This is a genomic window from Neobacillus drentensis, from assembly GCF_036962765.1.
GTDB classification, from domain to species: domain Bacteria; phylum Bacillota; class Bacilli; order Bacillales; family Cytobacillaceae; genus Neobacillus; species Neobacillus drentensis_C.
In genome coordinates, this window is record NZ_JBALOS010000130.1 from 33,943 (window position 1) to 59,225 (window position 25,283).

A 25,283-nucleotide genomic window follows, 5' to 3' on the forward strand; every position below is an offset into this window, starting at 1 on the left:
CAGGGTGCCAAAATCAACATTAAGCTTTAACATAAACTATTGATAAATATGAACAAATGGTTCTTCTTCATTCGCTTTACGGACAATCAAGGCTTCAGGTCCGTCTACAGACGTCACACTGACCGAAACGGATAAATACTTAGGAAAATGTTCCATTACAAGCCCTGTTACATACTGGGTAAAACCAATCCCTTCTGTTTTTCCATAAAATTGGATAGGGATATTAATACTCAAATCCTGCAGTTGATCTCCCATGTAGAAGGCTCTGCCGATTACACCATTATAGTTAGGAAAGTACTCCTCTACATCCTGCTTAAAGTTTAAAAAAGCAGTCAAATCATCACGATGAGCGTCCTTCGCTTCGCTAGAAGGGAATAAGAAGTACTTTTCATCCACCTTTTCCCAACTGTTCAGGGTTGCACTGCCTTGGTCGACAGTGGCATAGGTAATGAAGTTACCTGGAACAACAGATGACTTACTTGCCTGTTCAAACAAGGCAATCGTAATCGGAACATTCTTTAATCCTTTTATGTTCCTCATCCGCTTTACAACTTCTGCAGCAATTTTCTTCCCCTCCCTGACCACTTCTGAATGAGGGACATCTTTCTCAAAGGTATCTCCACCTGCCGTTTTTTTATAGTAATAAACGGAATTTAAGGCAAGACCAATCGTCACACCACCGAGCGTTACATTGCCTTTATCATTTTTGATTAAATAGTCATGCTCTAAAATATGCGCCAGATAAATCGGCGAACTCGGTTCCCCTTTTTTCCCCGTATCAACAGGGTTTAGTCCGATGTTTTCAGCCTCTTTTAGTCCTTCATCCTTTAATTGCGCTTTGGTAAATTTACGGTTTAACCAAAGTCTAATCGTCTTTTCCTTGATTTCCTGTCCTTCACGGAACAAATACTTTTCTGTATCAAATGAATTTTGGGCAATTCGCATTAGCCCCATTTCAAATTCGTTTAAGTCATATCTTGTATTAATATTATTAACAACCAATCCGCGTGCTTCCCCTGGTTCAAATGGCAAAATCGTCCGATAATAGCTGTCTGAAATATTATACTTTGGAATAATTGCCTTCCCTTTTACTTTCTCCTTCGTTTGCACCACTTCATTTTGCTTCTGAAAATTTGGTGCACAGGCACTCAACAAAAAGACAAGGGAGAGAGCGAGCAATGAGAGTTTTCTCACGTCGATACACCTCTTATTTATTTAATTCAGCTAGGAGCTTCTCCTCGTCCCAGACTTCGATTCCTAGATCTTGTGCTTTGGTTAATTTTGAACCTGCATCCTCGCCTGCAATGACCAGATGTGTTTTTTTGCTGACACTGCCAGCGACATTTCCGCCCAGTGCTTCGATTTTATCTTTCGCTTCATTTCTTGATAATTGTTCGAGTTTCCCAGTGAGTACCACGGTCTTTCCTGCAAAAATGGAGTCGGACTCTTCAGCCGCAACAGGTCTGATGCCCTTATATTCCATATTGACGCCTGCTGCGGCTAATTCGTTGATTAACTCCACGGCTTCTTCTTTTTCAAAATAGGCGACAATTGAATCCGCCATTTTATCACCGATTTCATTAATGCCAAGTAAATCATCCTTAGTTGCGCGTGCAAGTTTTTCCATGGAACCAAATTGCTGAGCTAACGTCTTAGCAGCTTTAGCCCCCACATGACGAATCCCTAATCCAAATAAAAGCTTTTCTAATGAATTGTCTTTTGAAATCTCAATCGCTTTGATCAGATTAGTTGCTGATTTCTCACCCATTCTTTCTAAGGCTAAAAGCTGTTCACGTGTCAGTTTATAAATGTCAGCGACGTCCTCAATTAATTTTTCAGCAAAAAGCTGGCTAATTACTTTTTCACCCAGGCCTTCGATATTCATCGCGACTCTTGAAACAAAATGAATCAGACCTTCCCGAAGTTGTGCTGGGCATTTTGGGTTGATACAGCGTAAGGCCACTTCGCCTTCCAAACGAACCAGTTCGCTTTCACACTCAGGACAATGCGTTGGCATGTGGAATTCCACTTCTTCTCCTGTCCGCTGCTCAGCCAAGACATTGACCACCTCAGGGATAATATCACCTGCTTTTTTGACAACGACTTTATCACCCAGCTTAATATCCTTTTCTCTAATTAAATCTTCATTGTGTAAGGAGGCACGTTGGACTGTTGTCCCTGCCACTTTGACCGGCTCAAGAATCGCCGTTGGGGTTATGACACCGGTTCGGCCTACACTTAACTCGATATCCAAAAGGGTTGTAACCACTTCTTCCGCCGGGAACTTATAGGCAATCGCCCAGCGTGGACTTTTTGCTGTCGTTCCGAGTGCTGCCTGATGGTCATAGGAATCTATCTTAATGACGATCCCATCAATTTCATACGGAAGATTCGGGCGCTTATCAACCCAGCTATGGACATATTCAATCACTTCATCAATGGTTGCACAGCTTCTCCGCTCCTGATTAGTTTTAAAACCGAGGCGATCCAAAAAATCAAGACCTTCACTATGAGAATCGATACCGCTGTTTTCACTTAGATTCCCGATTCCATATAAAAAGACATCCAGTTTTCTTGATGCTGCAATTTTCGGGTCTAATTGCCGCAGTGACCCTGCCGCAGCGTTTCTTGGGTTAGCAAACAATTCCTCGCCGCGTTCTTCTCGTGCCTGATTCAAAGCCTCAAACGAACGTTTTGGCATATAGGCTTCCCCGCGGACCTCCATCGTCACATTTTCACGCAGACGGAGTGGGACTGATTTAATGGTTTTTATATTAGCCGTTATATCTTCACCAACCGTTCCATCCCCACGTGTTGCTCCTTGGACAAAAAGTCCATCTTCGTACCGCAAAGAGACAGCAAGGCCGTCTATTTTTAACTCGCAAACATATGAAAAATCTTCACCGACACCTTGACGGATGCGGCGGTCAAAATCTCTTAAGTCTTGTTCATTAAAAGCATTGCCAAGACTAAGCATCGGCGTCCGATGCTCCACCTTTTCAAACACATCTAGTACGGCACCGCCCACTCTGACTGAAGGAGAATCTGCTGTTTTTAATTGCGGGAACTTTTCCTCAAGCTCCAATAACTCTTGCAAAAGCTTGTCATATTCAGCATCCGGTACAGATGGTTTATCTAACACATAATACTCATAGCCATAGTGATTTAACAGGCTCTTGATTTCGATCATTCTCTTTTCAGCACTTTGAAGGTCCATATATCCAGTCCTTTCTAAAAGGATTTTCATGAGCCGCTCCCAAGCGGCTCATGAAATTTTGCTAATTCTAAGCTTTCGTAATCGGAGCAAATTTGGCTAACAGGCGTTTAATTCCAACCGGGCTTGGAAACGCAATATCGAGTTCGGTTCCTTCCCCTTGGCCTTTGACGCTCACAACGGTTCCGGTTCCCCATTTCCCATGCTGAGCCTTATCGCCGACCTTCCAGCCGATTTCATCTCCAGCAGCAGCTGAAACTGGGCGCATAACTGGTTTTCTCGCTGAAGCAGGTGTACTAAAGGACGTTTTTGGTGTTCCGAATGTGGAGGCTCGAGCAGAGCCAAATGATTTACTAGTCGTTGATCCAAATGGTGAGTTCATTTTTTTCTCTGCCGGTTCAACACCTTCAATCAGGTCAGCCGGGATCTCACTTATAAAGCGGGATGGAGGGTTCATATTCGTTCTTCCAAACAATGTCCGCATTTGTGCATTGGTCAGGAACAGCGTTTGCTCCGCTCTTGTAATGCCCACATAGGCAAGACGGCGCTCTTCTTCCATTTCTACTTCTTCCATCAATGAACGGCTATGCGGGAAGACGCCTTCCTCCATTCCAATTAAGAAAACAACCGGGAATTCCAAGCCCTTCGCCGAATGCAACGTCATCAGGGTAATCGAATCAACCTTCTCCTGGGTCTCTTCATCAAGTGCATCAATGTCAGCTACAAGAGCTAAATCAGTTAAAAAGGCTACTAGACTCTTATCTTCGCTCGAATCCTCAAAGCTTTTTGTCACCGATAATAATTCTTCAAGGTTCTCGAGGCGGCTTTGGGCTTCCAGCGATTTTTCCGCTTTAAGCATTTCACGGTACCCCGTTTTATCTAGCACTTCTTCAACGAGTTCTGTCACAGATAGATACTCTTGCATATTGGTATAATTACCAATTAAATCGCGAAATTCTCGCGCGGCTTTCGTGATTTTCGGACTTAATCCTAACAGTTCTACGGACTCAAGCGCTTGGAAAAGAGATAAATCATGCATGTCTGCAAAATTGGCAATTTTATCAACGGAACTTGAACCAATCCCGCGTTTTGGCACATTAATGATCCGGCGTAAACTAATATCATCATCAGGATTTGAGATTAAGCGTAAATAAGCAAGCATGTCCTTGATTTCTTTCCTGTCATAGAACTTTGTCCCGCCGACGATGGAGTATTCGATGTTCGATTTAAGGAGCACTTCCTCCATCACACGGGACTGAGCGTTCGTGCGATAAAGAATAGCAATGTCCGTTAATTTATACTGATTATTACGAGTAATCTCTTTAATTTTTCCAGCAACGAATTGCGCTTCGCTTTGCTCGCTGTCAGCACGATAATAAACCAGCTTGTTTCCCTCTGGGTTTTCTGTCCAAAGATTCTTCGCTTTTCGGTTCATATTGTTTTCGATCACCTTGTTTGCTGCTAAAAGAATCCTTTTTGTAGAGCGGTAGTTTTGCTCTAGTAAAATAACTGTTGCATTCGGATAGTCTTTTTCGAACGAAAGGATATTGGCGATATCCGCTCCGCGCCATCGATAAATGGATTGATCCGAATCCCCTACCACGCATAAATTTTTAAAACGGCTTGCCAACTGCTTAACTAATAGATATTGGGCTTTGTTCGTATCCTGATACTCATCCACATGAATATATTGAAATTTGCGCTGATAATATTCGAGAACATCCGGAATCCGTTTAAATAATTGGATCGTCATCATAATCAGATCATCAAAGTCCAATGCCTGATTTTTACGTAAACGCTTCTGGTATTCCTCGTACACATTGCCGACGACATCTTCAAAATAGCCCCCGCCTGTTTTCTTGTACTCTTCAGGATCAATCAACTCATTTTTAGCAGAACTGATTGCCCCTAAGATGGCACGGGGATCAAATTTTTTCGGATCAATATTTTTTTCTTTTAGAATGGTTTTCACTACAGATTGCTGATCGGTTGAATCAAGAATCGTAAAATTTCGGTTAAAACCGATCCGGTCGATATCTCTGCGTAAAATTCTTACACACATCGAGTGAAAAGTGGAAATCCAAATTTCTTCAGCTACTCCGCCCATCATTTTCCCAATCCGTTCTCTCATCTCGCGAGCGGCTTTATTTGTAAATGTAATCGCCAAAATATTATAAGGATTAACCCGTTTCTCTACGATTAAATAGCCAATTCGATGTGTAAGCACCCTTGTTTTACCACTTCCGGCTCCGGCCATTAGTAACAGCGGTCCATCGGTTGTTTTAACAGCACTTTGCTGCTCTGGATTCAGTCCGTTTAATAGCTTATCACTTAAATATTGCATATTATCCACCACCATCACAAACATTTGTTCTTATATTATCTTATCGTTTTTCTTCTCCATAAGCAATGAGCTATCGATTGATCTTCACGGTTTCTAATGCTAGATCAAAATTTTCATAAATAGCATTTCCAATCACAATGACATCTGCATGTTCGGCCATTTCTGAAGCCTGTTCGATTGTTGATATTCCGCCGCCATAAAAAAAGACCGTTTTTTCAAGTGCCTTGCTCACGTCGGCAATCAAGTTAACATCTCCGTATTTACCGCTATATTCTACATAAAAAATGGGCAGGTGAAACATTTTTTCCGCCATAACCGCGTAGGCAGTTACCTCTTCATTTGTTATGTTTGTATTTGCATTTGTCAGCTTTGCAGCTTTGCAGTCCTCGTTCAAGATGCAGTAGCCCTCCATGACAATTTCTTCCCAATCCATAATTTCACCAAATTCTCTAACTGCTTGGTGGTGAAGTCCGGTAATCCATTTGGTATCGCTGCTGTTTAAAATGGTGGGAATAAAGTAAAGATCGAACCCTGGTGTAACGGTCTCAATGGTTGAAACTTCAAGGACACACGGTACTGAGAATCTACGTATTCTCGCCATTAAATCGAGGACGTTTTCTAGCGTAATCCCATCTGTACCTCCCACGATTATTGCATCCGTTCCAGACTCACAGATTTTTTCTAAATGTTCATCCGATAGTTCTTTATTTGGGTCGAGTTTGAACACATGCCGCCACTCGCGAAAATCATACATCAAAAAGATCCTCCCACATCATTAATTCCATTACACCATTATAGCACTAGCCGATTCGATAAAAAAAGAAAACACTAAATCTAAATTTTAACAGAAATGCTTTGTTAAACTTGCCTGTTGATCGGAACGAAAGAAGCTGCGCTTTCCGCGGGCGGTCCGGCGAGCCTCCTCGTCGCTTTGCTCCTCACAATAAGCATTAACATAACAATCAGAAAAAAGAAAAACCGAAGAGCTGCTCTTCGGCTTGTTTATTCCTGTTCTGTTAAAGTCTTGTCGTTCTTGATTCGCTCTAATACCATTTCATACGTATCGTTTCCATAATTCAAACAACGTTTCACCCGTGAAATGGTAGCTGTGCTTGCTCCGGTTTCCGTTTCAATTTTGTGATACGTATTTCCCTCGCGAAGCATTCTTGCTACATCAAGACGTTGTGCTAGTGATTGGATTTCATTAATCGTACATAAATCATCAAAGAATCGATAACATTCTTCAAGATCTTTTAATGAAAGAACTGATTGAAATAACTGATCAAGTTCTTTTCCCCGTAATTTATCAATTTGCATATTCTTTAACCCCTTTAGTTGTTAAATTGTCTATTTAGTTCAGATCAAGCGAGACGCTCTTCTGGAGGCCTGGATTGGTTGGAACCACATTAATCCATGTTTTACCTTGCACGAGTGGAACTTCTTCGCCGTTTTTGACTGGAACAATTTCGCCGTTCTTATTCTTCCATTCCACTTGGTTAACCTTACCCTTTTGAAGGAGATACGCCTTGCCGCCAGACTCAAAATCAATTTCGCGGCGCCCATAGGAATCGATAAACTGATGCTTAGCTTCGATAATAAAAATATTATCAACTAACACAGGCGCTTTAGTATCTAAGTCAACGGTTTGCTCATCGCCTGAAAAACGCTTATATTTGCCTGTTGCTGTATCAAAATCAAATCTAGAATTGGAAATACCACCCTTTGAATAGGTAATCCTGACAGATTTTGCAGCGGTTCCTGGAATATTCTTACTTTCTTCCTCTGTCATAAACTTAAATGGTGCAGGACCTTTTGCCATTGAATATTTCTTCTGCTTTGCACCTTTTAAAATATTTTCATACGTAATATAGGAGTTATGGGGTGCTTTTCGGGTCTTAGAACGTTTAAATAGCGTACCATCATAGACCATTCCATTTAAATTATCGATATAGTTACTATTAAGGAGTTTCTTTGCTTCCGGGCTATAGCCGTGGGCAATGTAGAGGGCGTTAAGTCCCTTTGCCAAGAAAATATAATAATCACGTGCACTCCTTACCGGACCAATTTTTTCCGGTTTTTCACTTTGAAAAACGGCTAGAAAGCGTGTAATATCCCCTTCAGCAAGTATTTCATAGATGAGATCCGCTTTATTGAGACCTGATTGCGGTCTTGCTTTTGGGTGATTATTAATCATTACTGCAACAGCTCTAGTATCTGTACTTTCTTTTGACCCCACCCCTGTTAATGGGTAAAAATAAGGGTCCACTGGTTTCTCTGCTGGTGGCTTAGGCGCTTCTGGTGTTACCGGTTTTTCCTCTTTAACAGGTTTCGTAACCTTTTCCTTATTACTACATCCTGAAAGCAGTAACAGGAAAACTAACATGAAAACAGCCCATTTTTTCATTTTCATGAACACCCCTATTTACTTTCTAACTCTTTCACGCTTTAATCCTTTACTCACATACAGTTTAACGCATTATTGACGGAAAGAGTACTGTTTTATTCATAACATCGTACATTCCCTGTGGCGTAACCCGAATGTAAGGCAAATGTGTTGCAGAAAAGAAGGCAAGACTGTAGATTGGATCAGCAAATGTGTAACCCCGCTCTCTTAACTCACTAAGCAGCTGTTTTTCTTGGCCGATTAAATCCTCTATCGGAAGGTTTGACATGATTCCACTTAATGTTAATGGAAGCTCGCAAACTACTTGATGATCTTCTACCATAACAATGCCTCCGCCTAATTCTTTCATTCTATTAAAAGCCTGAAGCATATCTTCTTTGTTTTTCCCTATTAAAATTATATCTCCTGTATTGGAATAGGAACTTACCAATGCTGATAATTTCGTGGCAAATCCTTTTAATAGTGTATTAATTCTCCAGTTCCCATTTTTGTCCATCAAGGTAAAATAGCACTCATCATGATTCGAAGATAATTCATCTCCGGAAGCATCGATGGAAATCGAATATGGTTTCGTAATGACGGCGTTTTCCATCTTGATCCCAAATGGCATCGAAAACTGCAAATCATCTAACGTTAATTCCCAATCCACATCCAATGACTTTAGCCCATATTCATCCCAATTAATCGGAGAATACGCATCGACAACAGGGTTTCCATCCCTTTTCACCCATTTTCCTTTCGCAAGTACGGACACAGGTGTTGGATTTTCCATACTGGATAAGAAGTTGATATTAGCGACTCGGCCAGTTGCAATATTCCCATGGAGATGCTCAATTTTGTAATATCGTGCAATATTTACAGTGGCCATATTATAGGCATCGATGGCTGGAACACCTTTCTCCATCGCAATGCGGATCATCTCATCCGTGAATCCCTGTTCATAAAAAGTCGAAGATGAACCGTCAGTATTAAACATTAATCGATCATAAGCATCAATGCCTAATCGCTTCATATCATCGAGGATATTTGGTAAATCTGGTCGAATGGAGGAATACCGTAAAGAGACCATATATCCTTGCATTAAGCGATTATATACTTCTTCACCCGTCATTGCTTCATGGTCAGAATCAGCACCAAGCAGAATCATTTTGGCCAATGTTTTTTCAGAAGCTCCCGGGAAGTGGCCTTCTATCTGCTTGCGCATCCGTTTGGCCTCTTGAATCCAATGAAGCATCATATCATCGCCATCTAAGAGTTTCGGCCATCCTGTTAACTCTCCGCCCTGCAGAACCGCATCGTGCTCAAGCCATGATTTAACATTACTATGTGAAAAAATTTCTTCTTCATTCAGAATCTCGGTTTGTGAATCAAAACGGCTCCACCAAAACATCGTGGATGGGATCGAACGTAGATCCTTCAATAATGAAAACGCTTCCCTTTTTTTCAAATGTAAAACAAGCGCCATATTATCATTGATTAACGTTGTCGTCCCAAACTGGGATGCATATGCCGCAAGCGTTAGGGGATTATATAATTGAAACGGATGAGCATGTGGTTCGATATAGCCTGGAACAAGTATCTCATTGGTACAATCAATGATTTCACAATTATCAAGTTGAACTGGCAAGTCTTCGCCCACGTAAACAATCCGATCATCATATATCCAGATATTCGCTCTCAACCACTTTTGAAACGTCTGATTTAAATACAAGGCGTTTTTCAATAAAATGGTTGGAGACGCTTTTCCATCCAAGATGGAAACATGCATGCGTAAGTGTTTATTTTTCCAGCGGTAGCGTTGTTCTAGCATACGTCTTCCTCCCTTTTCAAAAAACTATCTATATAACGAAATGCGAAAGCGCCTTGCTCAGGGGCAACAAGCATAAGACAAGTCCTGACAAAAGGCGTAATTTTTGCCTTCCGATCTGATTGTCTTATCGAGCCCCTTGGCGCTGTAACTTAACAATAACAAGTTGATTTAACAATAAAGAAAGCCCTTACAAAAAATTCTTTAGTTACTATACTATCATATTTTACTGTTTAACGCATTAAAGAATTGATAATAATTGTAAACAATTTGTGAAGGAGTGAACATAATGAACGTGAAACCTAATATTAGTATTTTTAATGCATTAATCCGAATCACCCTTGGATTAACCATTCTTTCCTGGACCACCTCCAAACTCGTCAAACAACCTTGGAGGGATTCCTATTTATTTGTTGCTATGTGTGGTGCAATGAAAGTGGCTGAAGGAATTGTCCGCTTTTGTCCGCTCACTGCAATATTTGAAAAATGTCAGTGCATGATTTCTGAGCACGATCGGGCAATGGATTCAATGAATGGGATGGAAGGTCTCACTAATAAAGATCACGAAGAAATGTTACCTTATAATCCAACTTAAAGTGTAATTATAACTGTTTTACAATTATTGTAATAATAATTGAGATTTTGGTAAATAAATTCGATATTTCGTAAAAATAGTTCAAATTTTAGTGGAAAAATCCAGTATTTCGTATAAAAAGTCCAAATTTTTATAGATTGAATCAATTTTAACCTTTATTTAGCTAAAAAAAGAGCTGACCCTTGGTCAGCCCTTTTTAAGAGTTGATTTTATATGTTTTGGGAGTATCTTACCGATATGTCGTTTGTATTAATTGCTATTATCGGCAGCATTGTGGCACTGCTTTATGCATTTATCCGCCGCACTGGTAAAAGGCGTGCCCGTTAGTTTGTAACGGAGTGGATTGCTTTTGCCCCGATATCTTTTCGATAAAATACATCATTAGATGTTAACTTTTCGAGTTCATGATATACTTTTTTGCGTGCTTCCACTAAGCCTTCAGCCTTAGCACCGACCAGAAGCACCCTGCCCCCTGCAGTCACAAACTCACCTTCCTCATTTTTGGCGGTTCCGGCATGAAAAGTAAACACCTCTTGAGAATTAAAATCAGCCAAGCCAGTAAGTACTGCACCTTTTTCATAGGCTTCAGGGTAACCTTTTGCAGCCACTACAGCACCGATCATCGTTTGGTCATCCCAATCTAAAGCCGGTGTTCCCCCATCTAACAACTCGATGATGACTGAAACTAAATCTGAATTCAATCGAGGCAGGATCACTTGTGTCTCAGGATCACCAAAGCGGGCGTTAAATTCAATTACCTTTGGCCCTTCAGTTGTTTTAATTAAGCCTGCATAAAGGACTCCGCAAAAACTTCTTCCTTCTTCGACCATAGCTTTTGCTGCAGGAATAAGCACGGTTTCAACCGCAGTTTGAACTGTCTTCTCACCGATCTGAGGAACAGGAGAGTACGCTCCCATTCCGCCTGTATTAGGACCAAGGTCACCATCATAGGCCCGTTTGTGGTCCTGGGCGATTTCAAGCGGCACGACAACCTCACCGTTTACAAACGCCATCAAAGAAAATTCTTCACCTGCTAAGAACTCTTCAATAACCACCCGAGAAGAGGCCGCACCAAATTTGGCGTCAATGAGCATTTCTTCTATGCTTGCAAGCGCCTCTTCTTTCGTGAGGGCAACAGTGACACCTTTGCCCGCTGCTAATCCGTCTGCTTTAATGACAATTGGTGCACCTTTTTCTTCTATATAGTTTCGGGCATCCTCATAGTTCGTAAACACAGCATAGTCAGCGGTAGGAATTTGATATTTCTTCATTAGTTCTTTAGCAAATGACTTGCTGCCTTCAATCTCAGCCGCTGCAGCACGAGGACCGAAAACAGCCAAACCAGCAGCTTCAAATTTATCAGCCAACCCTTCAAGCAAAGGAACCTCAGGTCCGATAATGGTTAAGCCGACATTGTTTTCCTTGGCAAATTGAAGAAGTTGTTCATGTTCTGACTCCGCAATCGCGATGAGCTCTGCTACATCCGTCATCCCGACATTCCCCGGTGCGACAAATACTTTATCTACATTTACGCTTTCACTTACTTTTCGGCAAATCGCATGTTCTCTGCCGCCACGGCCGATAATCAGTACGTTCATTCGAATGCCCTCCAACCGATTAATGTTTGAAATGTCTTACTCCCGTAAACACCATTGCAATTCCATATTCATCTGCTTTTTTAATTGAATCTTCATCACGAATCGATCCACCCGGTTGAATAATCGCTGTAATACCCGCTTTTGCAGCTGCTTCAACAGTATCGTCCATTGGGAAAAAGGCGTCAGATGCAAGGGCTGCTCCCTCTGCTTTTGAACCTGCTTGTTTAAGGGCTATTTCCGCTGCTCCCACTCGGTTCATCTGCCCTGCACCGATTCCGATCGTCATATCATTAGCTGTAACGACAATGGCATTGGATTTCACATGTTTAACAACCTTCCAGCCAAGCTTCAATGCTTCCCATTCAGCATCTGTCGGTTGTCTTTTCGTCGCAATCGTTACTTTAGCGTCTTCTAACGTGAAACGGTCCTGATCCTGAACAAGCAATCCGCCTTCAATCGTTGTCATTTTTCGCTCTGGTTTTTTTGCTTCGTTAAACGGAATCGTTAACAGGCGGAGATTCTTTTTCCCTGTTAAGACCGCTAAGGCCTCTTCTGAAAAGGACGGTGCAATAACAATCTCTAAGAAGATCTCATGAAGTTTAACCGCTGTTTCGGCATCCACTTCCCGGTTAAAGGCAATGATTCCTCCAAAAATCGAGACAGGGTCAGCTGCAAAGGCTTTTGTGAACGCCTCATACGCTGTTTTCCCTGTTCCAACACCGCATGGATTCATATGCTTGACCGCTACTGCTGCTGGTTCCACAAATTCTTTTACAATTTGCAGGGCAGCGTCAGCATCGTTGATATTATTATAGGATAACTCTTTGCCATGAAGTTGCTCGGCATTTGCAATCGAGAACGTTGAGCCAAGGGGCTTTTTATAAAAGGCTGCCTGTTGATGCGGATTTTCACCGTATCGAAGTGTTTGTTTCAATTCATATGTAACCGTTAATTGCTCTGGGTTTTCTTCTTCAGCCAGATTGGTCATGTATTCAGCAATTAAGGCATCATATGCCGCCGTATGACGGAACACTTTTGCTGCAAGCTTTCTTCTTGTTTCAAATGTTGTTGTGCCACCCGCCTTTAATTCAGCAATAACTGTCTGGTAATCAGTTGGATCGACGACCACCGTTACATATTGATGGTTTTTGGCAGAAGCGCGCAGCATAGTTGGCCCGCCGATATCAATGTTTTCAATTGCATCTGCTACCGTTACATCTGGTTTAGCAATAGTTTGCTGGAAGGGATAAAGATTGACACAAACGAGTTGAATCGCTTGAATTCCATGCTCGTCTAGCTGTTGTTGATGGTTCACGTCATCTTGTTTGGCGAGCAGGCCGCCATGGATGAAAGGATTTAAAGTTTTCACACGGCCTTCTAGGATTTCTGGAAATCCGGTTACATCACTAACACTAAGAACAGGAATTCCCTGCTCTTGAAGGGCTTTTTTCGTGCCTCCTGTGGAAATCAGTTCATATCCCAAGCTGACAAGTTCCTTAGCAAACTCAGTAATTCCATTTTTGTCAGAAACACTAATTAACGCACGCTTTTGTGTCATTTACTACATCTCCTTGTGTCAATAGCATTTGAAGTACGGATGGATAAAGCTTGTGTTCGCTTTTCTGGATTTTGTGCTGCAGGCCCTCTCTTGTCTCATTCTCGTCCAGTCGAACCCGCTCCTGAATAATAATCGGACCTGTATCCATTCCTTCATCAACATAATGGATGGTAATCCCGCTCCACTTCACTTTAGCAGCCAATGCCTGCCCGATGGCATCCTTGCCTGGAAATGCAGGAAGTAATGATGGGTGGATATTGACGATTCTGCCCTTATACTCAGCTAACAATTTGGAACCAATCAAACGCATGTATCCGGCTAGGACAATGAATTCAACACCATAGGCCTTTAATTGGGCTAAAATCTCTTCTTCATATTGTTCCTTACTAGAAAAGTCCTTCGCAGTAAAAACAAAACTTGGGATCCTCGCGGCTTTTGCTCTTTCAATCGCAAAAGCACCCGGTTTGTCGCAAACTAAAAGTGAAATGTCTGCATCAAGTTTGCCCGCTTGGACCACATCTATAATCGCTTGGAGATTACTGCCGCTCCCTGATGCAAATACCGCGATCTTTTTCATTGACGGCCACCTTGAGCCTTAATCTGAATTCCATTATTACCAGTAACCACGCCAATTTCATAGGCAGTTTCCCCTGATTGTTTAAAATGTTCTAATACATCAGGTGCCTGTTCACGGTCCACTGCGATAACCATACCAATACCCATGTTAAAAATATTATACATCTCTTGGTAATCAATTTGTCCATGAGAAGAGATTAGTTTGAACACAGGAGGAATCTCCCAGCTTTTTTCATACAGTTCTGCTCCAAGACCATCAGGTAACATACGAGGAATGTTTTCAATAAACCCGCCGCCCGTGATATGAGCCATACCTTTTAGTTGGAACTTTTTCAACGCAGACAAAATCGGTTTTACATAAATTTTTGTAGGCTTGAGTAATTCTTCCCCTAATGTACAGCCGAGTTCATCGACGAAATCTAGTAACGACCAGTCATTAAACACTTTTCTAACTAGTGAATAGCCATTGCTGTGAATGCCGCTTGACGCTAAGCCAATCAGGACATCCCCCTCTTGAATCGTTTCACCTGTAATGAGATCCGATTTTTCACACGCTCCTACTGTAAATCCGGCTAAATCATATTCATTTTCACTATACAAACCAGGCATTTCCGCTGTTTCACCGCCAACGAGTGCACAGCCGGCCTGCTCACATCCGTCTGCAATCCCTTTGACAATTGCCTCGATTTTTTCAGGCTGTGCTTTACCGCAGGCAATATAATCTAGAAAGAACAAGGGCTCTGCCCCTTGAACGACAATATCATTGACACACATGGCAACCGCATCGATTCCGATCGTATCATGCTGGTCCATCCAAAAAGCAATCATCAATTTCGTGCCTACCCCATCGGTGCCTGACACCAAAACGGGTTCTTTTAATTGGAGTGCAGATAAATCGAACATGCCCCCAAATCCACCCAAACTGCCAAGGACGCCAGCCCGGGCTGTTTTTTTAACATGCTTTTTCATTCTCTCTACCGCTTCATAGCCTGCTTCAATATTGACTCCTGCTTGCTTATACGCATTTGCCACGCTGCTCGCTCCTTCCTACTTCTGATAATAATATTGGAGTGTATCAGGATAAATTTCTGTTGGGTAATTTCCGTTGAAACAGCCTAGGCAATATCCATTCGTTCCTTCTTGACCTAAGGCATTCATCATGCCCTCCACACTGATAAAGGTTAATGAATCGGCTCCAATAAGTTCTCTAATTTCCTCAACACTTTTATCAGAGGCAATTAATTCCTCTTTTGTTGATGTATCAATTCCATAAAAACATGGATTCTTAATAGGCGGGGAGCTGATGACTACATGCACTTCGGTCGCTCCAGCTTCTTTTAACAGATTAACAATTCTTCTGCTTGTCGTACCTCGTACAATTGAGTCGTCGACCATGATGACCCGTTTCCCTTCCACGACTCCACGAACGGCCGAGAGTTTCATCTTAACCCCTTGCTCCCGTAACGCTTGGGATGGCTGGATGAAGGTTCTTCCGACATAACGGTTTTTAATTAATCCCATTTCGTAAGGAATACCTGCTGCTTCCGCATAGCCGATTGCTGCTGAAATACTAGAATCAGGAACCCCTGTCACAACATCTGCATCAATAGGAGCTTCCATTGCCAATCTTTTACCCATATTTTTGCGGGCGGTATGGACGTTGATCCCTTGAATATTGCTGTCAGGTCTTGAAAAATAAATATATTCCATCGTACAAATTGCTTTTGTTGAACTAACAGCGAATTGTTCAGATACTAGTCCCTGGTCATTGATAATTAATAGTTCTCCTGGCCGAATATCACGAATATATTCCGCTCCCACGACATCAAAGGCACAGGTTTCCGATGCAACAACATAGGCATCACCCAAAGACCCCAGTGAAAGAGGTCTTAAGCCGTGCGGATCAAGTGCCACCATTAATTCGGTTTCTGTCATGATAAGGTAGGCATACGCCCCTTTTAACATCGAGAGCGCGTTTTTGGCACGGTCTTTAGAATCAGAGTAGCCACTTCTTTTCATTAGGTGAGCTAAAACTTCGGTATCAGAGCTGGTTTGAAAAATGCTCCCTTGGGCTTCCAACTGATGTTTTAATGAATTAACGTTAACTAAGTTACCATTATGGGCTAGCGCAAGGCTACCCATTTGGGAATGGAACAAGAGCGGTTGGACGTTTTCGTAACCGCCGCCTCCTGCCGTTGCATAACGAACGTGACCAATGGCAGATGTACCTGTTAATTCCTTCATGGCTTCAGATGTAAAAATCTCAGCAACTAATCCTTCACCCTTTACCCCTTTAAGCTTTTTGCCATCAGAGACCACGATACCGGTCCCTTCCTGCCCACGATGCTGCAGGCTGTGAAGTCCGTAATAGGTCAGCTGAGCTGCATCCTGGTGTCCCCAGACACCAAAGATGCCGCACTCTTCATTTAATCCCTTGATTTCAGGTAGCATGGGATCGCCCCTTTCCAGGCCGCTTTTAATTCTTCAATGGAAGCTTCAAGTACAGTTGACTCACCATTGGTAATTTCTAGTGCTGCTGTATTATTCACCGTACCAATTTGTACTGCTTCTACTAAACTTTCAAACTCATGCTTATGTTCTGCTTTTACGGTTAAAAGAAAACGAGATTGTGTTTCACTGAATAAAGCCGACACTGGATTTCCAGCGACGTTTACTTCTGCGCCAAGCTGTTCATTCGTGAAAAGACATTCAGCTAATGCCACGGCTAATCCGCCTTCTGATAAATCATGCGCTGACTCCACCACTCCTGCACGAATCGCCGCAAGAACCTGGTTTTGTCTTTCTTTTTCAATCGTTACATTTAATTCAGGGGCTTTACCGAATACCTTTCCGTTCAGAAGCTTTTGCAGTTCACTGCCGCCGAATTCATCCTTTGTTTCTCCTACTAAATAAATAAGATCGCCGTTCCGCTTAAAGTGCTGTGTGGTAATATGGTCAAGATCCGTTACTAAACCAACCATACCGACGACTGGAGTTGGATAAATCGCTGTTCCACTTGTTTCGTTATATAAAGAGACGTTCCCACCAATAACTGGGGTTTCCAGGACACGGCAGGCTTCGCTCATACCATCTGCTGCTTTTTCAATCTGCCAGAACACTTCTGGTTTTTCCGGGTTTCCGAAATTTAGGTTATCAGTAATAGCTAGTGGTTCCGCACCAGAACAGACAATATTGCGGGCTGCTTCTGCTACAGCAATTTTCCCACCTGTTTCTGGATCTAAATAGACATAACGGGAATTACAATCTGTTGTCATCGCCAGCGCTTTTCGTGTGCCGCGGATTCTTACAACCGCTGCATCAGAACCTGGGGAAACGACCGTGTTCGTACGCACCATATAGTCATACTGCTCATAAACCCATTCCTTGCTAGCTACCGTTGACTGGCTTAAAAGGCTTACTAACGTTTCTTTCAAATCGTCAACCTGAGGAACTTCGTTTTCCATTGCTTGGAATTCAGCAAAATAGCTTGGTTCTTTTGATGGCTTATGGTAAACCGGTGCTTCTTCCGCTAGTGCATCAGCCGGAACATCCGCCACGATTTCTCCTTTATGGAATATGCGCATCTGTTTATCGCTAGTAACCGTTCCAATACCTACGGCCTCTAGGCCATATTTTTCAAAAAGCTCAACGATTTCTTGTTCTCTTCCCTTTTTAACAACAATCAACATCCGCTCTTGAGATTCTGACAACATCATTTCATAAGCGGTCATTCCTGTTTCACGCTGTGGCACCAAGTCTAAATTCATCTCAATGCCCATTCCAGCTTTACTGGCCATTTCCGCAGATGAACTAATAAGTCCCGCTGCACCCATATCTTGAATTCCAACTAGTGCATCACAATGAATTAGTTCTAAGCAAGCTTCTAACAACAGCTTCTCCATGAATGGATCGCCAACTTGAACTGCTGGACGGTCTTCACTCGATTGTTCAGTTAATTCCTCAGAAGCGAATGTTGCACCATGGATTCCGTCACGGCCGGTTTTCGCACCAACGTACATAACCGTATTGCCTTCCCCATGTGCTTGCCCTTTTTTGATATCTTTATGGTCGATTAAGCCCACACACATCGCATTGACGAGCGGGTTTCCTTCATAGCATGGGTCGAATTGGATTTCGCCGCCAACGGTTGGAATTCCAATACAGTTTCCATAGCCGGCAATCCCTGCAACGACCTCTTTAAATAAGTAGCGGACCCGGGCTGAATCCAGTTCCCCGAAGCGAAGCGAGTTTAACATCGCGATTGGTCTTGCTCCCATTGAGAAAACATCGCGGATAATACCGCCCACCCCGGTTGCAGCTCCTTGATAAGGTTCAATAGCTGATGGGTGATTATGACTTTCTATTTTAAAAACAACGGCCTGTTCATCACCAATGTCAACGATACCGGCACCTTCACCAGGTCCTTGCAGAACTCGCTCGCCTGTAATTGGGAACTTTCTAAGAATCGGCTTAGAATTTTTGTAGCTGCAATGTTCCGACCACATAACAGAGAATAGGCCTGTTTCGGTATAATTCGGTGTACGGCCAAGAATGTTTTCAACCATTGCAAATTCTTCGTCGGACAAACCCATTTGCTGATAGATTTTTTCTGCTTTGATCTGATTAGGATTTGGTTCAAGCGTTGACAACATGTGCTTCCCTCCAAGCTTTTACAATCGATTGAAACAATTTTAGTCCATCTGCGCCGCCGAGCAATTCATCGACAGCTCTTTCTGGGTGTGGCATCATACCAAGAACATTTCCTTTTTCATTGGTAATGCCGGCAATATCAGCGAGACTTCCGTTCGGATTCTGGTTATAGGTAAAGATGATTTGATTATTTTCTTTCAGTTTCGCGAGTGTTTCCTCGTCACAATAGTAGTTTCCTTCCCCGTGTGCGACAGGGATCATAATCGTTTGGTTAGGTTCATATGCGGAGGTAAACATTGTTTGGTTGTTTTCCACCTTTAATTCGACAGGCTTGCAAATAAACGATAGGCTTTCATTTCGTCTCATAGCCCCAGGAAGTAACCCTGCTTCAAGCAGAATTTGGAATCCGTTACATACTCCAAGGACCGGCTTTCCTGCTTCTGCAGCTTTAATAACTTCCTTCATGACATTACTAAATCTAGCGATAGCTCCGGTGCGCAAATAATCGCCATATGAAAAGCCGCCTGGAAGCAGAATTCCATCAAATTCTTCTAAGCTTTCAGTATCATGCCAAACATATTCCACTTGTTCACCCAATTCATCTTGAATGGCATGGAACATATCAACGTCACAATTTGATCCAGGAAAGACGATGACCGCAAATTTCACAGAGTAACACACTCCTCTACTTCGTAACGGTAATCTTCAATCACCGGATTCGCTAAAAGGTTGGTACAAATTTCATTGATTACTTCATTAATATCACGATCAGATTTTTCAATGGTTAATTCCATATATTTACCGATGCGGACATCGGCCACTTCCTTATAGTTTAAAGAATGTAAAGAGTTCGTTACCGCTTTTCCCTGAGGGTCTAAAACACTTTCTCTTAATGTGACAAATACCTTTACTTTATACATGCTGATGTCCTCCCAATCTCGCTAAAATATTTTCATAGGCATCTGTTAAACTTCCTAAATCGCGGCGGAATACGTCCTTATCGAGCTTTTCATTTGTTTGTTGATCCCACAGTCTGCAAGTGTCTGGGGAAATCTCATCGGCAAGTAAAACCATTCCTTCTGCGTCCTTGCCAAATTCAAGTTTGAAATCAATCAGACGGATCCCTAGGTTTGCAAAAAACTCGGCTAACACGGTATTAATCTCTAAGGCCTTTTCTTTTAATTGCGCGATTTCCTCTTGTGATGCTAGTTTTAATTCAAGAGCATGATCGATCGTTAACAGCGGATCCCCGAGTTCATCATTTTTTAGGTAAAACTCAACGATTGGCCCTGATAACTCGCGCCCTTCCTCGATTCCCAACCTTTTTGAAAAGCTGCCAGCTGCCACATTTCGAACAACCACTTCGAGGGGAATAATGGATACTCTCTTCACCAATTGCTCCGTTTCTGAAATACGCTTAATGAAGTGGGACTCAATTCCTCGTTCTTTCAACTTTGAAAATAACAAACTAGTAATCTCGTTATTAAGGCGGCCTTTGCCGGTGATATCAGCCTTTTTTTGTCCGTTATACGCCGTTGCCGAATCTTTGTACTCAACTAAAACAATTTGCTCGTCATCTGTTGCGTAAATCCGTTTCGCTTTTCCTTCATAAAGAAGTTCTGTCATCGTGGAAGTGCCTCCTAATTTTCAATATTGGGAATCTTCATGCTAATTAAGGGGCATGGGTGACCGAGTTACCGCCTTTTTCACGATTTCGGTCACTTAATACCTCTCTTTGTTACCGTGCAGATACCTTTTTTATGTCTTGGGTAGCATAAAGCCTCTCTTTGTTACCGCACGGCTACTTTTTTCATTTTTTGGTCACATAAAGCCTTACTCATTCAACCCTAAGCGAGCAAAAATCGTATCTACATGTTGCAGATGATAGTTATAATCAAAGCAATCTGCAATTTCTGCTTCCGATAGCAACGAAGTAATCTTTTCCTCAGCTTCAATCAAGCTGCGGAAGGGAACTTGTTTTTCCCATGCTTCCATTGCCTTTGGCTGCACGGTATCATACGATTCTTCACGGGATAAACCTTTATCAATTAATGCGAGCAATACGCGTTGGGAGTAAATTAAGCCCAGTGTCCGCTCCATGTTACGCTTCATATTCTCCGGATAAACAGTCAAGTTCTTCACAATATTCCCGAAACGATTCAGCATATAATTCAAACCGATTGTTGCATCAGGTAAGATGATCCGTTCCGCTGATGAATGGGAAATATCACGCTCATGCCAAAGTGGTACATTTTCATACGCAGTCAGCATATACCCGCGGATCACACGAGCAATCCCCGTCATATTCTCGGAACCAATTGGATTCCGTTTATGCGGCATCGCTGAGGATCCCTTCTGTCCTTTTGCAAAAAACTCTTCCACTTCACGCGTTTCACTCTTTTGCAGCCCACGAACCTCAACGGCGAATTTCTCTATCGAAGTGGCAATCAAGGCGATTATTGACATGTAGTGAGCATGACGGTCACGCTGTAAGGTCTGCGTCGAAATTGGTGCCCGTTGCAGTCCTAATTTTTCACAAACATATTGTTCTACAAACGGATTAATATTGGCGTAAGTACCGACTGCACCAGAGATTTTCCCATACTCAATCCCTTCTGCTGCCTGCTTAAATCTCTCCAGGTTTCGTTTCATTTCTTCATACCATAAGGCAAGCTTTAAGCCAAATGTTGTCGGCTCAGCATGGACCCCGTGCGTGCGTCCCATCATTACTGTGAATTTATGTTCTTGTGCCTTGTTTCTTAAAATCTCAATAAAGTTTTCCAAGTCCTTTTGGATAATAGCATTGGCTTGCTTTAAGATATAAGATAGGGCCGTATCGACAACATCCGTTGACGTTAATCCGTAATGAACCCATTTCTTCTCTTCCCCTAATGTCTCAGATACAGCGCGGGTAAAAGCAACTACATCATGTCTTGTTTCTTCTTCAATCTCTTTAATGCGGTCGATATTGAAAGAGGCATTTTCACGAAGTTTCTGCACATCTTCCTTTGGGATGTCACCTAGTTCTGCCCATGCTTCACACGCTAGTATTTCTACCTCAAGCCAAGCGTTAAAGCGGTTTTCCTCTGTCCAAATAGCTCCCATTTCTGGTCTTGTATAACGATCTAACATCTTTTATCCCCCGATCTTTTCTTTTGCTGTTTTCCATATGTTGCTCATTTCAGCCTCTTTTAGTGCATCCTCGACACTATTTCTTAAAATAGTCACATGACCCATTTTCCGTTTTATTTTCGGAACTTTTTTTCCATATAAATGAATTTTCCAGTCTTTTACCTTTGGAATGCTTTCATTTAAGTTTTCAAGATGTTCTCCTAATAGATTGACCATAACAGCTGGTTTTAACAACTCCGTACTTCCAAGCGGCCAATTACAGATGGCGCGGATATGCTGTTCAAATTGTGAGGTCTCGCAGGCTTCAATTGAATAATGTCCTGAATTATGAGGACGTGGAGCTAATTCATTGATGTAAATGGTTCCGTTATTCGTAACAAACATTTCCACAGCAAGCGTACCTACTAAACTAAGGGAGTCAGCTAACTGTTTTGCCATCTGAATCGCTGTCTCTTTGGTAATCTCTGAAATTCGCCCCGGAACAATCGTTTTATGTAGCATATTTTCTTCGTGTTCGTTTTCCGCTACAGGAAAAATCGCCGTTTCACCGTTCTGTTTCCGGGTTACAATAACGGAAATTTCTTTTTCAAACGGGATCCATTTTTCTAACACACAGGCTCCGTGGTTGAGAAGCGTCTCTCCTTGGAAAAGATCTTGTTTGTCTTTAATCACTAACTGGCCTTTCCCATCATAACCGCCTCTGGCTGTTTTTAAAACCGCTGGATAGCCGATTGTTTCTATTTTTAAAAATAAGTCCTCTGTGCTGTATATATCCTCATATGCAGCTGTATCCAACCCTGCCTGTTGAATGGCCCGTTTCTCTTTGATTCGGTCCTGTGTGATTGTTAATAGTTCAGGACCTTGTGGCACATTCGCCTGTTCACAAAGCCAGTTTAACGTGTCTGCATCAATGTTTTCAAATTCATAGGTGATGACATCACTGAGTTCCGCTAATTGGCTGATGGCCTCTCGATCACTATAGGCCCCAATCACTTCAACATCGGCTACCTGTCCACATGGTGAATTCGCTTCTGGTTCTAACACCGCAATCCGAAAACCCATCGCCTTTGCTGCTAATGTCATCATTCTCCCCAATTGACCGCCGCCGATGATTCCAATCGTTGCTCCAGGTAAAATTGTTTTTTCAGACAAGTTGATCACTGCTTTCTATCACATCTTGTTTGGTAGCTTCTCGTTTAGTTTCTAATTTTTCGGCAAGTTCAAGGTCTTGCGTTGCTAAAATTTGAACAGCCAGTAATCCGGCATTCACGGCACCTGCTTTTCCTATTGCCACTGTGGCCACTGGTACCCCTCCTGGCATTTGTACGATTGATAGCAAGGAGTCTAATCCGTTTAAGGCTTTAGATGGAGCAGGAACCCCGATGACAGGCAAAGTTGTTTTCGCCGCCACCATGCCCGGCAAATGAGCTGCCCCGCCGGCTCCGGTAATAATAACTTTAATCCCTTTTCCCCTTGCTTCCTCTGCATAGCTAAACATCAAGTCAGGTGTGCGGTGTGCTGAAACAACCTTTTTTTCATATGGAACTTCAAACTGATCTAGTATATCACACGCATGTCTCATTGTTTCCCAATCCGACGTGCTCCCCATAATGACACCAACCAGATTCATTTCTCTTCTCCCCTTCGCGACCTACTAGTTTTGAGATATGTTCTAATCCTTACGGTTAATCGGCTAAATTAAAAATGCCCGGACAAATAGCATCTCTGGTAAGAGAAAGCCATTTGTCCGGGCATTATGATGATAATGACATCATAAATTAAGGGGCATCCCCTTAATGTGCCAGACCTATTGACTTTCCCTCATAGTCCAATAATTTACGGTTATTGGGTAGAAACTTATGGGCCATATTCCCATGGATATACGAGGGTAAAGATAAATTGTTTAAATCACTTCTATATCTTACAATCAACTCATTTAGGTGTCAACCCAATTAATCGAACAATATTTTCAAATAAAACTTTAACGTTCGTGTTTTACTCAATTAGTGCGCCTTCAAAGATAATTTGGCGCGCAACTGGTTCATAAATGGTTTCTTTTCCATTTTTTATTTCTTGAAAAATGGGCTTTTCCGTTCGGCGTACAGGTGTATAGCCCAACTTTTTCATTCTATTCAAGCAGTCCTCAATACTTTCATTTTCCTGTAACTCAAATTGCATTTTCTTCTTTCCCATTGACATTATGTACCTCACTTTCCATCATTATTTTCCCTCTTTTAAAAAAACATTGTCAACCTGTTTTAGCAACATTGTGTCCTCTGCTAGTTTTATCTCATAATCATACAAGGTTTGAGCGATAATCCGCCTTGCTTCTGTTGCGGCATCCCAGTAATAGGCATCATCGACAAGGCCCGTAATCGTATATTCTATCCCTCTGTATCCGGAATTGATCGTGGTCATCCCATATACTTTGAACGGTTCTACCGGGCAGTTTGTTGGGTCTAATTTTAAACAGTCTTCATGCTGTTCATTGATTTTATCGACTGCCATCTCGAGAACATCAAACACCCTTTCAGGATTTTCCCGGTAGCTCACCACTACTCTTTCAATCACCCGCATTTGCTCAATATTGAAGTTATGAATTTGTTTTACTTCTCCATTGCTGATGGTTAATACCTTACCACTCCATTCTCGTATCTTTAAGAACCTTAATCCTATGTCCACAACAGTTCCATTAAAGGTATTATTGATGGTGATAAAATCACCTTTATGCAGTTGTTTTTCATAAATCAAGAAAACTCCCGAGAGAATATCTTTAATAATGCTTTGGGCTCCAAATCCAACGATTACACCGACTACCCCGGCCCCAGCCAGTATTCTGCCAAAATTGCTTACATATTGAGATATGGCAAAAAAGATGAAGCTAATCGTTGCTGTATATTTGGTTAACGAGCGTATCATACTTTCAATCGTTTGCTCTTTCCGCTCTTCAATGAAATTGGTCTTTATGAAAAAATTATGAACCGTTTTATTAATAATAAAGACAATGACCCTTGCAATAATAGCAGCTATTATAATGCTTACCAGCTTATAGTGATGCAAAAATTCCATCCAATTCATCAAATCACCTCAATCATGATTAGTCTTTGCAATGTTTGCTTGTAAAAACGATTGATGGGAAAATATTTTATAGAATAAAAAAAGAACAACTAGATCAGGGACACTGCTGACAATTTTTTATCAACCGTTCCAATTGAGTTGTTCTTAAATGTAGTTGGCCGGCTGGAGATCTTTCTCTTATGGACAATGGGGGAGCGGCATCCTCTTTCGAAATTTTATTTTTACATTGGTCTATGTAACTTATAGTGACCGGTCTTGGGAGTTCTTGATGCACGAGCACTGTGGACCTTTTAGAGAGTGACCGTTGCGTACTTTTTTCCGCGTCCT

The 25,283-nt window shown here is 42.0% G+C and carries 23 protein-coding genes and 1 riboswitch; of the genes, 2 read left to right on the top strand and 21 right to left on the bottom strand.

The genetic code is table 11. From position 1 onward, the window contains the following. Positions 1 to 36: 36 nt before the first annotated feature. The 7 genes from V7137_RS16685 to V7137_RS16715 form a co-directional block, all read right to left on the bottom strand. Entirely contained in the window at positions 37 to 1,194 is a 1,158-nt protein-coding gene (locus tag V7137_RS16685) for a CamS family sex pheromone protein (protein WP_335699127.1), read from the bottom strand. A 13-nt stretch (positions 1,195 to 1,207) separates the two neighbouring features. Then, a complete protein-coding gene (ligA, locus tag V7137_RS16690; RefSeq protein WP_335699148.1) occupies positions 1,208 to 3,217 on the bottom strand; it encodes an NAD-dependent DNA ligase LigA in 2,010 nt (669 codons plus the stop codon). Positions 3,218 to 3,284: 67 nt separating this feature from the next. Next, positions 3,285 to 5,558: a DNA helicase PcrA gene (gene pcrA / locus V7137_RS16695; protein ID WP_335699128.1), complete on the bottom strand. Its 2,274-nt coding sequence runs from the start codon at positions 5,556 to 5,558 to the stop codon at positions 3,285 to 3,287. 70 nt (positions 5,559 to 5,628) lie between these two features. Further along, entirely contained in the window at positions 5,629 to 6,312 is a 684-nt protein-coding gene (locus V7137_RS16700; RefSeq protein WP_335699129.1) for a heptaprenylglyceryl phosphate synthase, read from the bottom strand. 248 nt (positions 6,313 to 6,560) lie between these two features. Then, entirely contained in the window at positions 6,561 to 6,875 is a 315-nt protein-coding gene (locus V7137_RS16705) for a YerC/YecD family TrpR-related protein (RefSeq protein WP_335699130.1), read from the bottom strand. Between the two features lie 34 nt (positions 6,876 to 6,909). Beyond that, positions 6,910 to 7,962, bottom strand: coding sequence for a DUF3048 domain-containing protein (locus tag V7137_RS16710; RefSeq protein WP_438825620.1), 1,053 nt, complete (start codon positions 7,960 to 7,962; stop codon positions 6,910 to 6,912). A gap of 64 nt (positions 7,963 to 8,026) precedes the next feature. After that, positions 8,027 to 9,772 (bottom strand): adenine deaminase C-terminal domain-containing protein, encoded by a 1,746-nt coding sequence (locus tag V7137_RS16715; RefSeq protein ID WP_335699132.1) that lies wholly within the window; start codon positions 9,770 to 9,772, stop codon positions 8,027 to 8,029. A 286-nt stretch (positions 9,773 to 10,058) separates the two neighbouring features. Between V7137_RS16715 and V7137_RS16720 the strand changes: the two genes are divergently transcribed. Beyond that, entirely contained in the window at positions 10,059 to 10,364 is a 306-nt protein-coding gene (locus V7137_RS16720; RefSeq protein WP_335699133.1) for a YgaP family membrane protein, read from the top strand. Between the two features lie 213 nt (positions 10,365 to 10,577). Next, entirely contained in the window at positions 10,578 to 10,691 is a 114-nt protein-coding gene (locus V7137_RS16725) for an EYxxD motif small membrane protein (protein WP_335699134.1), read from the top strand. On the opposite strand, the gene purD is transcribed toward V7137_RS16725, so the two are convergent. The 14 genes from purD to V7137_RS16795 form a co-directional block, all read right to left on the bottom strand. Then, positions 10,688 to 11,962 carry a phosphoribosylamine--glycine ligase gene (gene purD / locus V7137_RS16730; RefSeq protein ID WP_335699135.1) on the bottom strand — a complete coding sequence of 425 codons (1,275 nt, stop codon included), beginning with the start codon at positions 11,960 to 11,962 and terminating at the stop codon, positions 10,688 to 10,690. The two genes, V7137_RS16725 and purD, sit on opposite strands and share 4 nt — an antisense overlap. A 19-nt stretch (positions 11,963 to 11,981) precedes the next feature. Then, on the bottom strand, positions 11,982 to 13,520 hold the full coding sequence (gene purH / locus V7137_RS16735; protein WP_335699136.1) for a bifunctional phosphoribosylaminoimidazolecarboxamide formyltransferase/IMP cyclohydrolase: 1,539 nt from the start codon (positions 13,518 to 13,520) through the stop codon (positions 11,982 to 11,984). Continuing rightward, positions 13,495 to 14,097 carry a phosphoribosylglycinamide formyltransferase gene (purN, locus tag V7137_RS16740; RefSeq protein ID WP_335699137.1) on the bottom strand — a complete coding sequence of 201 codons (603 nt, stop codon included), beginning with the start codon at positions 14,095 to 14,097 and terminating at the stop codon, positions 13,495 to 13,497. The genes purH and purN overlap by 26 nt, the downstream gene beginning before the upstream one ends. Continuing rightward, complete coding sequence (gene purM, locus V7137_RS16745) at positions 14,094 to 15,128, bottom strand: phosphoribosylformylglycinamidine cyclo-ligase (RefSeq protein WP_335699138.1); 1,035 nt, start codon at positions 15,126 to 15,128, stop codon at positions 14,094 to 14,096. The genes purN and purM overlap by 4 nt, the downstream gene beginning before the upstream one ends. Positions 15,129 to 15,143: 15 nt before the next feature. Next, entirely contained in the window at positions 15,144 to 16,547 is a 1,404-nt protein-coding gene (gene purF, locus V7137_RS16750; RefSeq protein ID WP_335699139.1) for an amidophosphoribosyltransferase, read from the bottom strand. Next, positions 16,523 to 18,748: a phosphoribosylformylglycinamidine synthase subunit PurL gene (gene purL, locus V7137_RS16755; protein WP_335699140.1), complete on the bottom strand. Its 2,226-nt coding sequence runs from the start codon at positions 18,746 to 18,748 to the stop codon at positions 16,523 to 16,525. Before purL ends, purF begins: the two co-directional genes overlap by 25 nt. Continuing rightward, entirely contained in the window at positions 18,732 to 19,415 is a 684-nt protein-coding gene (purQ, locus tag V7137_RS16760; RefSeq protein WP_335699141.1) for a phosphoribosylformylglycinamidine synthase subunit PurQ, read from the bottom strand. The genes purL and purQ overlap by 17 nt, the downstream gene beginning before the upstream one ends. After that, positions 19,412 to 19,666, bottom strand: coding sequence for a phosphoribosylformylglycinamidine synthase subunit PurS (purS, locus tag V7137_RS16765; RefSeq protein WP_026564723.1), 255 nt, complete (start codon positions 19,664 to 19,666; stop codon positions 19,412 to 19,414). The genes purQ and purS overlap by 4 nt, the downstream gene beginning before the upstream one ends. Next, the gene (purC, locus tag V7137_RS16770) at positions 19,659 to 20,372 is read right to left on the bottom strand and encodes a phosphoribosylaminoimidazolesuccinocarboxamide synthase (protein WP_335699142.1); all 714 of its coding nucleotides are present in this window, start codon (positions 20,370 to 20,372) and stop codon (positions 19,659 to 19,661) included. The genes purS and purC overlap by 8 nt, the downstream gene beginning before the upstream one ends. A gap of 207 nt (positions 20,373 to 20,579) precedes the next feature. Then, entirely contained in the window at positions 20,580 to 21,878 is a 1,299-nt protein-coding gene (gene purB, locus V7137_RS16775; protein ID WP_335699143.1) for an adenylosuccinate lyase, read from the bottom strand. Positions 21,879 to 21,881: 3 nt separating this feature from the next. Next, entirely contained in the window at positions 21,882 to 23,030 is a 1,149-nt protein-coding gene (purK, locus tag V7137_RS16780; RefSeq protein ID WP_335699144.1) for a 5-(carboxyamino)imidazole ribonucleotide synthase, read from the bottom strand. Beyond that, positions 23,023 to 23,508: a 5-(carboxyamino)imidazole ribonucleotide mutase gene (gene purE, locus V7137_RS16785; RefSeq protein ID WP_335699145.1), complete on the bottom strand. Its 486-nt coding sequence runs from the start codon at positions 23,506 to 23,508 to the stop codon at positions 23,023 to 23,025. Before purE ends, purK begins: the two co-directional genes overlap by 8 nt. A gap of 174 nt (positions 23,509 to 23,682) precedes the next feature. Beyond that, positions 23,683 to 23,784: riboswitch (purine riboswitch) on the bottom strand. Between the two features lie 89 nt (positions 23,785 to 23,873). Continuing rightward, on the bottom strand, positions 23,874 to 24,077 hold the full coding sequence (locus tag V7137_RS16790) for an NETI motif-containing protein (protein ID WP_335699146.1): 204 nt from the start codon (positions 24,075 to 24,077) through the stop codon (positions 23,874 to 23,876). A 21-nt stretch (positions 24,078 to 24,098) separates the two neighbouring features. After that, complete coding sequence (locus tag V7137_RS16795; protein ID WP_335699147.1) at positions 24,099 to 24,956, bottom strand: mechanosensitive ion channel family protein; 858 nt, start codon at positions 24,954 to 24,956, stop codon at positions 24,099 to 24,101. Positions 24,957 to 25,283: the final 327 nt, after the last annotated feature.